This window comes from Micromonospora sp. CA-263727 (assembly GCF_050942455.1).
GTDB lineage: Bacteria > Actinomycetota > Actinomycetes > Mycobacteriales > Micromonosporaceae > Micromonospora.
In genome coordinates this window covers 1713073-1725127 of sequence record NZ_CP192031.1, presented here as the reverse complement: position 1 = coordinate 1725127, position 12055 = coordinate 1713073, and the positions used below count along the sequence as shown (strand labels likewise).

Annotated in this window: 6 protein-coding genes; 1 reads left to right on the top strand and 5 read right to left on the bottom strand. The window is 65.6% G+C overall.

Annotated features, from left to right (window positions below):
• The first annotated feature begins 66 nt into the window (after nt 1–66).
• Nucleotides 67–1572: an IS1634 family transposase gene (locus ACQPYA_RS07890; RefSeq protein ID WP_433531974.1), complete on the top strand. Its 1506-nt coding sequence runs from the start codon at nt 67–69 to the stop codon at nt 1570–1572.
• A 459-nt stretch (nt 1573–2031) separates the two neighbouring features.
• Here ACQPYA_RS07890 and ACQPYA_RS07885 read toward each other — a convergent pair whose 3' ends face one another.
• The 5 genes from ACQPYA_RS07885 to ACQPYA_RS07865 all read right to left on the bottom strand — a co-directional run bounded on the left by ACQPYA_RS07885 (nt 2032) and on the right by ACQPYA_RS07865 (nt 11678).
• Nucleotides 2032–2361, bottom strand: coding sequence for a hypothetical protein (locus tag ACQPYA_RS07885; RefSeq protein WP_433531973.1), 330 nt, complete (start codon nt 2359–2361; stop codon nt 2032–2034).
• A 4-nt stretch (nt 2362–2365) separates the two neighbouring features.
• Entirely contained in the window at nt 2366–2644 is a 279-nt protein-coding gene (locus ACQPYA_RS07880; protein WP_433531972.1) for a TreTu family toxin, read from the bottom strand.
• 74 nt (nt 2645–2718) lie between these two features.
• Nucleotides 2719–3342 carry an endonuclease V gene (locus ACQPYA_RS07875; protein WP_433533413.1) on the bottom strand — a complete coding sequence of 208 codons (624 nt, stop codon included), beginning with the start codon at nt 3340–3342 and terminating at the stop codon, nt 2719–2721.
• Between the two features lie 85 nt (nt 3343–3427).
• Nucleotides 3428–3847 (bottom strand): toxin-antitoxin system YwqK family antitoxin, encoded by a 420-nt coding sequence (locus ACQPYA_RS07870; protein WP_433531971.1) that lies wholly within the window; start codon nt 3845–3847, stop codon nt 3428–3430.
• A gap of 13 nt (nt 3848–3860) precedes the next feature.
• Complete coding sequence (locus ACQPYA_RS07865) at nt 3861–11678, bottom strand: ricin-type beta-trefoil lectin domain protein (RefSeq protein WP_433531970.1); 7818 nt, start codon at nt 11676–11678, stop codon at nt 3861–3863.
• Between the last annotated feature and the right edge of the window lie 377 nt (nt 11679–12055).

The following is a 12055-nucleotide window of genomic DNA, read 5'->3' as shown; positions in this document are numbered from 1 at the left end:
GTTTGCTCGCGGTTCGGCGTTGATGTGGTCACTAACGCGGCTTGGCTGCGTGGGTAGTCTCGCGGGGTGGGCGTTTTCGTGCGGCGGGTGAAGACCGCCTCGGGAGCGACCGCGGTCCAGATCGTGCACAAGCGGGGCCGGCGGGTGTTGAGTATCGAGCACATCGGCTCGGCCCACACCGACGACGAGTTGGCGCTGTTGTTGCAGGTCGCTGAGGAACGCCTTCATGGTGGGCAGTTGGCCCTGGACCTGGACAGCGTCAGCGCAGGCGCGACCGGGACATCGGCGGTGGTCGAGGACACCTCCTCGCTGATCTTGTGGGAGGTTTTGAACGGCCTCTACGACGGCCTCGGCCTGGATCGTGTCGGCGATGACGCGTTCCGGGCGCTGGTCCTGGGCCGGGTGATCGAGCCGACCAGTAAGGCGGACACGGTGCGTGTGCTGACCGAGATCGGGGTTAGCTCACCGCATCGGGTGACGTTCATGCGCTGCCTCAAGCGTGTGGTCGAGCGTGACTACCGGGCCGTGATCGCGCAGGCCTGTCACCGGCACGCCACCCGGGGTGGGAGCTTGGCGGTTGTGCTCTACGACGTGACCACGCTGCACTTCGAGGTCGACCGTGAAGACCAGCTACGCAAGGTCGGGATGAGCAAGGAACGCCGCGTCGACCCGCAGGTCACCGTCGGGCTACTCGCCACCGCCGACGGCTTTCCGCTGGAGGTGGACCTGTTCGCCGGCAACAAGGCCGAGACCAAGACGTTGATCCCGGTGCTGACCCGGTTCCGTGACCGCCATCAGGCCGGCGACCTGGTCGTGGTGGCCGACGCCGGGATGCTGTCCGCGGCGAACCTGCTGGCGTTGGAAGAGCACGGGTTCCGGTTCATCGTCGGCTCCAGAACCGGCAAGATCCCTTACGAGTTGCAGGCCCACGTCGACCGGCATGGCAACCACCTGCCCGACGGCGCGACGATCGAGACCACCCGGCGCATGGGCACCGGGACCAAGGCCCGGGACCGGCGAGTGGTCTACCAGTACGCGTTCACACGAGCCCAGCACGACAACCGCGCGATCAACGCCATGGTCGAACGCGCCGAGAAGGTCGCCGCCGGCGAACGACCGCTGAAGAAGGACCGCTTCGTCACCTTCACCGACAGCAGCACCAGCGTGAACTGGGAGCTTGTCGAACGCGCACGATCCCTGATCGGGATCAAGGGTTACGTCACCAACATCGACGCCGCGGTGATGGACGGCGCCGCCGTCGTGGCCGCCTACCACGACCTCTACCAGGTCGAGCGTTCCTTCCGGATGACCAAGTCCGACCTGGCCGCCCGACCGGTCTTCCACCGCCTCGAAGACAGCATCCAAGCCCACCTGACCGTCGTGTTCGCTGCCCTCGCCATCTCCCGCGAAGCCCAAGCCCGATCCGGGCTGAGCATCAACAAGATCCTCAAGACCCTGCGGCCCCTACGCTCAGCCACCATCACCATCGGCACCCAACAAGTGACCGCCCACCCCCGTATCCCCGCAGAGACCCGAACCCTCCTGGCCGCCCTCGGCTGGAGTGGTCACTAAACCGCTACAACTCAGGTCTGACGGATCGAGGCTGACAGCAACCGGCACGCACACCTCTGCCCTGCGACGCACAGAGGCGAAGGGCGGGTCACGTGTCGATCGACCCGCCCAACAGCCTTCATCCGCTCCAATGCCAACCTCCCCTGATCAGGGGAGACTTGACCAATCGAGGTTGGTGAAAGAAGGGTGCACCTGAGCTGCAAGCTTGCAGGCCAGGCGCACCTTTCCCTTATCGCCCTCGATACATCAATTCCGCTCTGCACGGGCGAGGCTGAAGAGCGAGCCGTCTTCTATCTCCGGGCCTCTACTGTGGATCCCAGGAGCCCCGCTGAATAGCCCTCAATGAACCCGCGTCAGGTCACAGTCGATTCAGGCTTGCGCGGCATCCTCCCGCATCCCGCGAAGGAGGGACACCAGGAGAATGCATACCGAGCCCCAATTCTCAAGGAATATGCGATATCAATCACCATTCCGCTTGGCGGTTAATTCTAAGGCAATGTGCTCGATTAACGCTATTATAGCTTCAGAATCGGCAAGATCCTGGACTGTCACGATAGGGTCATCGTCACCCTGAACAAACGCCGTAATCACTTCGCTCTCGCCTGAGTCCCAAACGGTTGCAGCCACCAGGTATTCGGGTGAGATGAACTCGACCGCGGCTGAGTCCTTACTCCGCCCTACCGTCGGCCCAACGAGCCTTGATTCAACACCCCGTGACGCCAGTTCAGGGGCATTGCGGCCGTGCCAGGATGCGATATCTTTCAGATCTATCCGCCTCATCTCAGACATGGCATCACCTCGGATTTGACATATTACGGAATGGGACGCCGCTAGTTTGCGCCCGCCCAGGCAATCGGGCCTGCAGCGAGTTTGGGCCGTAAATGATAGACGCTCCTTGGCTGTGTGGACGGAGCGCATCTGTTGGAACTTCGTATTCCACGTAGACATCTCCTGAAGGTGCAACCCGATAGGTGTCGGGCGCCCTCGGGCTAGCCACACGGTGTGTTCCTTGGCCGTTCCACTGAACATTACTGAGATAGCAAATCCACCCCAGCTCGTCGCACGCGAACACGGGCTCCCAACCGACACCCCACCAAGATCAAGTCACGAAGTACGGCTGCCCTACTAGCCGACATTCCCTTCGATCTATTCTCGAAGCTTCCGCAGCGCCTCTCGTGAGAGAATGTCAGCCTGGCGGATCACCTCCGGGATCCGATATCGACGGCTCAATATCAGCGTTAAGTCGGTAGCCTGGTCCAAACCAATTCGATGTCCAATAGATACGAATACCGGTCTAATTCCTGTCTGCGTACGAAGCACGCGCCCAAGCGTCTCGCCATCCTCAGTAATCGGCGACCATTCACCTCGTCGCTTCCCCGGTTCCGCGAACGTCCCGATAAAGGGCGACTTCGCCACCCCAAATGACGGCAATCCAGTCAATACACCCATGTGACTGGCCAAACCGAATCTTCTCGGATGGGCAATACCGTAGCCATCGCAAACCAGCACCTCGGGTCGGCAGGCAAGGTTCTCAAGAGCCTCCATGAGAATCGGCACCTCGCGAAACGCCAGTAATCCCGGGACATACGGGAAGCGCACCTCGCCATGGGCGGCAGAAATATCCCTCACTTCCAGGGTACGCGACTCCACCACGATGGCCACGGCCACCACTCGGCGTGTTCCGGCTTCGTAAGAGACGTCCAAACCGGCCACCAATTCAGGGGTAGTGACCAGGCTATTAGCAATGTCGACCTTATTACGCAACGACATCTGCTGGCGTAAAGCTTCAGATATACCCGGATCTGGCGACACATTGACGTCTGCCGCCGACTCGGTTTCCGGATCCTCGGTTTCGCTAGCCATCGAGCTCATGGAGGCGTCGTAGCTGCGAAAAGTTGGGATCTCTCTCAGAGATATCATAGTGATCCACAACTTTTCCTTGACCGTCATATGTGACCGATCGAACGAGCACGCCATGGTCGTAGATCATCTCCGAGGCCAGAGATCCGTCTTCACGAAACTCCCGCGTACCGCCGTGACGGGTATTCGCCTTGTAGTTCGCTTCATACTTCAACTGACCGGACGGATACCAATCCCGAGCCGGTCCATCCTGCGCCCCGTCCACATACGATATCTCCGACAGGCCATGACCTGGGACGTCGGCGTACCCGACGCCTGTGAAGCTCTCGCCATTAAAGGTGTAGAAAAGTTCCTCGTTGTAGTCTAGCGACTCGTCCGGCACGCGACGCGGTTGCAACTCTTTGCCATCAGTCATGATTTACCTACAGCTAGGGAGTGAGCCGAGAGCAGACGGAACACGGCGGGATTTGCATTCCTTGTTGCGCCCCTCGAAGCCTGACGCTATAGAAACTAAAACTGTCGTCGATCTGAGTTCTTAGCCCCGCCGACTCTCGTTTCCAGAGCAATTCATTGAGACCGTGTACTTCACCATGAATTCCCGACCCGCCGGGGTATAGCGATCCAACATCCGGACCCAATCGCGCAGCAAGACTGGGGTGCAAATTGTCGATCGCAGTTCCATGGTTTAGTGACGTGACAATATCGCCGGTGACCTCGTCCTTGACGCCCGTTAGCACTGGCCCCCGCTTGCTGATAGAAAGGTAGTCCGATGACCCTGGTGTGGTGATTCTGCTGTACTCGGCATGCACCGCATCGGTCAAGCCGCAGTTGTGCACGAGGACCGGCGTTGTGCCGGCGAGCACATAGTACGTGTGGGTGTTGGCGACGGTGAGGTTGTGGACGGTGGCGCGGGGGACGGTCCAGCGTTCGATCGCCGTGATCTGGACGTACGTGCCGGTGCTGGTGCGTAGCCACTGCCCCGGCTGAAGGTCGGTGGCGTCGATCCACTCGTTCAGTTCGGGCACCCAGAATGGGTGGCCGTCGGTGGCGGTGACCTCGGCGGTCCCCGTGCCCTGGTCGCCGCCGGTGTCGATGGTGACCTTCACCAGGTGCTTGACACCGTCTCCGGTGACCGTGGCAGTGACCGTGTCCACCTCGGGACGACCGGTCAGCGGGTCGGTCACCACCACCTCGTCACCGGGCTCGACGTTCTCGATCGGCTTGGTCGAGCCGTCGGCCATGAGCACCATGGTGCCCGGGACGAAGCTGTTGCGGATGGAGCAGGATTCACCGCCACCTGAGGAGCCGGCGTCGCTACCGCTGGTGCCGCCACTGCTGCGGTTGGAGGCACCCTCGGAGCCGCCCGGCTTCGAGTCGCCCTTGCCACCACCACCGCCACCGCTGGCGCTCTTGCCACCGCTGCCGCTGGACGCCGCCGAGGAGCCCTTCGGGTTGGACTTGGCCTGGGCCTCTTTCTGCGTCGGGTTGCCCGTCTTCTTTGACGAGTTCGCCGCCTTGTTGCTCGTTGAATTGATCTTGTCGGCGGCCTTTTTCTTCGCCGCCTGGGCCGCCCGCTTCGCCCGCTCGATCGCCAGCTTCTTCGCGTTCAGGGCCGCCGCTTCGGCCGCCCGCGCCGCCGCCAGCACGATCTCGGCGACACGCTTCGCCGCCTGCCACGCCTGGATCGCGCTGATCGTCCGGTTGATGGCACGGACCACCGCCGGGATCTTGGCGATCTTGCCCCACGGGATCGCGTTGAGGATCAGGCTGCCGCACGCCCACATGTCACCGCCGAAGCAGTTCAGGGCGTCGTTGAGCCCGATGAACTCCTTCAGCACGTACCACGCCGAATCGAGGATCACCGAGATCAGCGACTTGCCCATGTTGGCCTGCGCCTGAGCGATCATCGCCGCCGACAGGCCCGCACCCGCCAGCGCCGCCGCCGTCTCCGACGCGGTCAACGCCACCGACAGGCCGGACGGGTCCGAGTGCGTCACCGGGTTGTTGTGGGCGTACGTGTAGCCGTTGTTCTGCATCGGGTCGGTCAGGTCCAGGACCGGGTCCGCGGAGAGGAACCGACCCACCTCCGGGTCATACAGCCGTGCCCCCAGCGGCACGAAACCCGACGCGTCGTCACGCGCCGCACCGAGGAAACCCAGGTTGGTACGCAGGTCGCCGCTGACAGCGCCCGTCCGCACGTTGCCGAACGGGTCCTGCTTGCGGATCCGCGACGCCATCCCGTCGTCGAGGGTCACCTCCGCGTACGGACTGCCCTGATGGTCACCGGCCACCACGGTCAACGGCTGCTCGACCGTCCCGGCCACCTGCCGCATCACCGCGCCACCGGGGGTCGAGTAGGTGCGCTGGGCGTTGATCGGCGCACCACCAGGGTGCACGGTCACCTGCGCCTCGCCGAGGTGCAGCGTGGCCTGCCGGCCCTGCACCGTCAGCAGCCGCACACCGCCGGGACCGTAGATGTGCCGGGTCTCGTCCTGCGGGCTCCACTGCTGGGCCGCCGCCCCGCTGTCGCAGGCCGCCAACGTGATCGGCGTGCTGTCCGCCGAAGCACCGCCGGCCGGGGCCAGACACAGTCCGGACGCGACGTGCTTCAGCTGCCCCGTGGAGAGCCGCTCGAACTGCTGGTCGGACGTACCGTCGCAGGTCTGCAACCGCAGCGCCGAGCCCGCCGCCGTGCCGGCCGGCTGGGCGCACCACCTGTCGTCGTAGACCGACAGGGTGCCGAGGTTTCCGTTGTTCTGCCCCGGAGCCGGGTTGAAGGCCCACTTCTGCCACGCGCCGCCGTTGCACGGATACAACTGGATGGCCTGGTTGGGCTGCGCGATGCCCTGGTTCAGGTCGAGGCACTTGGCGGCCAGGCCCACGTACGCCGTGCGGCCCTTGGCGCCCGAGCCCGTGACCCGCTCCACCTTGCCGTCGTACGTCCAGGACAGTTCCTGCTGGTCTCCATTGCTGGTGGACGTCACCGACTTCGTCTCGCCGGTCAGCTCGTACAGCCGCTTGGCCTCGGAAACGATCGCCGCGCCCTGCGGCGTGGTGTAGCTCTTGGTGACGGCGTCGAGGGTACGCGGCTGGGCACCGCCGCCATCCTCCTTGCCGTACCCGTACCCGTACGTCGTCTCGATCCGGCCGGTCGACGTGCGGCCGGTAAGGTCCCGCTCGACCAGTGTGGTGCGGTTGCCGAGCAGGTCGTAGTCGTACTCCTGCCAGTAGCCGGTGCCGTCGACGCCCGCCGCCGCATTGGGGGAGGTTGCGGTACCCGGGCCGGCGCCGCAGGACGTCTGGCTGTTCGACGTCCAGGCGTTACGGAGCTGGCCGAGCGCGTCGTAGGTGTAGCACTGCCGCTCCGCGATGGCGGTCGCCTGCTCACGGATCGAGGTGACGTTGCCGGCGCTGTCGTAGGTGTAGGCGCGGTCGGAGACGAGGTAGGAATCCTCGACCTCGCGGAAGATCTGCTGCCGGGTGAGCGCGCCGCTGGCGTCGTCGTACGACGCCATGGTCCACACCCGATGAGGGTGGGCACCCAGCGTGGAGCGCAACACCTGCCCGTACGGCGAGTAGACCGTCTCCGAGCCGTACCAGTCCCGACCGGACACCGACAGCGGCAGGCCGTCCTTGGTGTAGCGGGCCAGCAGTTTCTCACTCGGCAGGGGGCCGACCGCCGGCAGCGTGCTCGACTCGGGCAGACCCGTGTCGGTATACCTGTAGTCGTACCGGTACTCCCGGCTCAGCCCCCACGTGGTGGCTATGGACTGCGGCAGCGTCAGCGTGGTCGAGGTCGGCTGGTAGTCCGCCGTGTAGCCGCCGATCGACTGGGTGTACGGCAGGCCGTCGGTGTAGCGGGTCGACGTCGCCGACAGGCCCTTGCCGCCGGCCACCGTGTCGTAGGTGTAGTCGGCCAGCAGCGTTCCGCTGCTGCCGCCGAGCCGCTGCTGGGTCGGGCGGGACAGTTCGTCGTACCCGTTCCACATTGTGACGCCGCGGGCGTTGGTGGTGGTCTGCAGCCGGTCGCGGTGGTCGTACGTCATGGTGGTGGCACCGCTGTCCGGGTCCGTGCTCCTGGTCAGCCGACCGCGCTGGTCGTAGGCCCAGGTCCACGGGACCGGGTTCGCGGAGTGCGTGGCCTTCACCAGTTGGCCACGCGCGTCGTACTCGTAGCGCATCGAGGTGAAGTCGGTCCGGGCGGTGTCGCGGAAGGTGTCGACCCGCGTGGTGTGCCCCAGGCCATCGGTGTAGAGGCGATAAGATGTCGCACCCGCCGGGTTGATCACCGTGGAGTGGTCGCGCCCGTACTCGTACTCGGTGGCTCGGTCTTCCTGTTTCTCGCCGTGCAGGTAGGGAAGTTCCTTGGTGACCCGGCCGAGGCCGTCGTAGGTGTAGCGGGTGGCGTTGGGCACCACCGTGTCCGATGCCGGCGTGAAAAGCTGGCCGATCGGGGAACCCTCGGCGAAGTAGGCGTTGTTGGTCTGCCAGATCTCGCCGGCCGAGTTGTAGAGGGTGTCGGTGATCAGCCGGCCGCCGTTGGTGGCCTCCACCTGGCTCTGTCGCTCGCGGCCCAGCCCGTCGTAGATGGTGACGGAGGTCTGGATGCGGTCCTCGTGCCCACGGGCGAAGGTGGTGACGTACGGCGGGATGCGGATGGTCTCGCCCGGGTTCTCCGGGTCCTCCCTGGCCTCGGGGAGGGCGTACTCGGCGCGGAAGTCCGGCACCGCCGAGGTCGACGGGGTACGGCCCGCGCCCCACGCCTTGACGAGGCGGCCGAGGGCGTCGTACTCGGCGTGGCTGGCCTGGTTGTTCGGGTCGGTGGTCTTCAGGGTGACGGCGCGGCCCGGGTCCAGTTCCCGGGTCTGCTTGTGCCCGAGCGAGTTCTCCTCGCTGACCGAGTACGCCTGCCCGCTGGCGGGGGTGTAGGTGATCCTGGAGGTCTTGCCGTCGGGGTCGGTACGGGTCAGCACCCGGCCGATGGCGTCGAAGCCGGTGGTGCCGTCGCTCTGGAACCCGGAACCGTCCGCCTTCAGCGACCAGGTCTGGGTGGCGAGGCCACGGGTGTTCGCCGGCAGGGCCGCCCCGTAGGCGGTGCCGTCGTAGCCGACCCGGCCGGCAGAGGAGAGCGTGGTCAGGTCGTCGAAGTTGGCTGCGGTGCAGGTCGTCGGGCTGGTGCGGACCTGCCTCGTCAGGCCGAGGACGTGCTTGGCGGTGCTGTGCACGTACTCCAGGGAGGTGCAGGACTCGTCGCCGGAGACGCCGGTGTCACCGAGAGACTCGATCCTGACCGGGAGGCCGTAGGTGTCCTCGTACACGGTCTGGGTCTCGACGATCCGCTCGACACGGTTGTCGTCGCCGGTGCCGGACGACTTCGCCCAGGCTTTCTGCTTCGTGTCGGTGACCCGCCAGGCCTTCAACGGGCTGAGGCCGTCGTCCCGGGGTCGGGAGGCGAGTTCCCGGGCTGCCGGGTAGGTGACGCTGCGGGTGAGCCAGTTCGCGTCGGAGTCGCCGGCGCTGGCGTATGTCAGTTCCTCGGCGACCCTGCCGGCGAAGGGCTCCCGGTCCTTGGCGATCTCGTCGCCGGTACCCAGCGTGTCCTTGACGGAGACGCTGTCGCCCATGCCCCGGAAGTACCGAGTGACGGACTTGGTCTGCTCGCTGCCCATCTCGGCGACGGGCGGGCCGGTGCGGACGGTGACCTGCTCGAAGCCGGCGAACTGCGAGTAGGTGCGGCGGGACTTCTTGGTGAACTCGGCCTCGGCGAGGCGCCAGCCGGCGTTCGCGTAGGCATACGTCGTGACGGTGGAGGTGGCCGCCCCGTCGATGGCGGGTAGTTCCTCGACCGACTCCACCACGTACTTGTGGAACCAGTCGATCTCGTCATCCTTGGCCGGGTCGGGGTGCCAGAAGTTCGGGTAGCAGAGCCGGGTGTTGGCCTTCAGCGCAGCGGTGTCGTCCCCACCGGGCAGGCCGGAGCCGGCGGAGCAGGCTCCGGTGGGCCTCTTGTAGGTGATGACGGTCTCGCCGCCGTACTCGTTGACCACCCGTGAGATGCGCAGCCGGGAGAAGCTGGGCCGGTGGTCGTTGCGGACCCGGTTGGGCATGTCCTCGGCGTTGTGCACGAACCGCACGGGGTTGAGCGAAACCTTGTCGTCGACCGCGCCGCTGGCGCCATAGCCGGTGCGCTTTATCGACTCCAGCCACAGAGCCGTGTTGGGGCCGGTCAGCAGAACCGGGAAAGACTGCTTGAGCTGGTACTCGTCCACCTTTTGCAGTGCGCTGGAGCCGCTACGCCGCTGCGCCGAAGTGGTGATCTTGTCCAGGCGTTTGCGGGTGAAAAACGCCGGCGAGGCGTTCCAGCATTTTTTACCCTCGACGCAGCCCAGGTCGGCCGGGGTGTCGTACCAGATGCGGTAGTCGTGAGGAATCTGGCTGTTGAAGTTGGATTCGGAGCAGGTGTGGGAGCCCTCGGCGAAGCATCTTTCCTTGACGTCGAAGGTGACCCGGGCCAGCGGTGCGGTCGCGAAGACGTTGCCGCTGGTGTTGCGCTGGCCGTAGTCGATGCGGAGGAGGTGGCCACCGCGGTCGTACCGGACCGGCTCCTTGAAGTTGAAGTTCTGGGCGTAGTAGTTCTTCTCCTTCTCCCACCAGAGAGTCATCACATTGCCGTGGATGTCCTCGACGTAGTCCAGCGACCACCGCCACGCCTGCTTACAGGCCGATCCGGCCCAGTTGCCGGCCTTGTAGCAGTCCTCCCCGGCGTGGTTGCCGTAGACCGGGACGGCGAGGACCGAGTTGGTCACGTCCTGGCTGGATGTCCAGCCGGGCAGGCGGTGCCGGCCGAAGTGGTACCGGGTGCCGTCCCTGGTGGTGACGACCCAGTACTCACCGTCCTCGTCGCCGTTGTCCAGGTTCTCGTCCTTGAGTAGCTGCACCTTGGAGCCGTCACCGTTGGCGGTGGTCCAGGTGCCCGTGCTGTCGTCCCAGACCAGCTCGGTGGTCATGCCACCGAGGGAGAGCGTCGCGTTCTTCGAGCCCCAACAGAGGTCGGCGGTCCGGTGGGTGGTGTTGTTGGCCCCCGGCTTCTTGGAGTCCTGCCGGCAGTTGACGTAGGTCCGGGTGATCGCGCCGGCGGCGTAGTCCCAGCCGTCACCGATCCAGGAGGCCTGGTTGTTGGTGGCGGAGGTGCGCCCGTCCACCGACTGCGACGAGTACGACAGGGCGACCTTCGGCATCAGGCCGCCGGCCGTCTCGGGCACCTGCACCTGGTACGAGTAGGTGAACGCGCCGGAGGAGGAACCTGCGGCCCACGAGCCGGAGAACAGCAGCGGGGTGGCCGTGAAGTCACCGGCCGACGAGGCGCCGGTGTCCAGCACACCGACGACGTTGCCGCCGGTGGCGGCGGCCTGCGCGCCGAGTGCCGATCGGCTGGCGGGCTCGGCCCTCAGCAGCGAGCCGACCGGCACGCTGCTGGTGACGATCCGGCGGGCGGGAGCGCCCTCGTCGACGCCGGCGATCTGGGCACTGCGGGCGGATGCCCCGGTGACCGGGAGCAGTTCCACCTCGCTGGAGACGACCTGGGCGCTGGTGTCGCCGGGCTCGATCCCCCGGAGGGCGATGCCGCCGTCGGCACAGTCGCCGCCCTCGGGATCGTCGAAGACGCAGTCCGGCAGCAGCACCACGCCGAACCGGTCGGCGGCCTGCGGGCCGTAGAAGTCGGCGAAGGGCGTGTAGTCGACGCTGAGGGCGACCTCGGCCTCCGGGTCGGCGGTGGCCGGCGGGGTGATCTTCATGATCAGACCCGACACCCCGGCATCGTGGGATGCCTCGGGGGCAGCCAGGTCGACGGCCCAGGTGCCGCCGAGGGCAGCCGGGTCGCCACCGTCCGGTACGCCGAGGGCGACCGGCAGGTCGTCAACAGGCAGGGACTCGCCGGGTGCGACACCGGTCAGGTCCACGGACCCGCTGCCCTGCTGCCACGCCTCGATGGCTGTCGGCTCGTACGGCTCCACCGGCCCCGGCTCGTCGGTGAGCAGATTCGTCACCGCCTGCTCGTCGGGCGCGATCTGCTCGATCTCCGGAAGCTCCGGCAGTTCGACGATGCCACGGCTCATGCCGGGGCCGGGCACCGCGAGGGCGGCGGCGGGCAGGCTCGTCACCGCCATGGTCGTGGAGAGCGCCAGGACGAACACCGTACGGGCGGGACGACCCGACCGCCGGGCCAGCAAACCGGTACCACGCATGCGCGTCGACTCCCACCCAGGCGCGAAGACGAAAGGAAGGTACGAAAACCACAAAGGGCATGCGCCAAGTTCGGCACATGCGTGAGCACTTTCCGTCAAGGCAGCTCGGACCTCAAGTCACCGAAAGTGATCACCAATGCAATCTTGTGATCTGCGCCATATGACTAATGACGCGGCAAGCCGCCGATCACCGCGATAGCGATCAAACAAATAAGTCCACCATGTCCGACAAGCCGTTACATCAAACCAGCACACAAGATCGAATTCCGGCGTAACGGTCGATGTTCGTTCAGTGAAGATCACGGATCGGCAACATTGACGGGGTGGACGCCAGTCCCTTGTTTCGTGCGATCGTTTGCCCGCGCGCCTGCCCATCG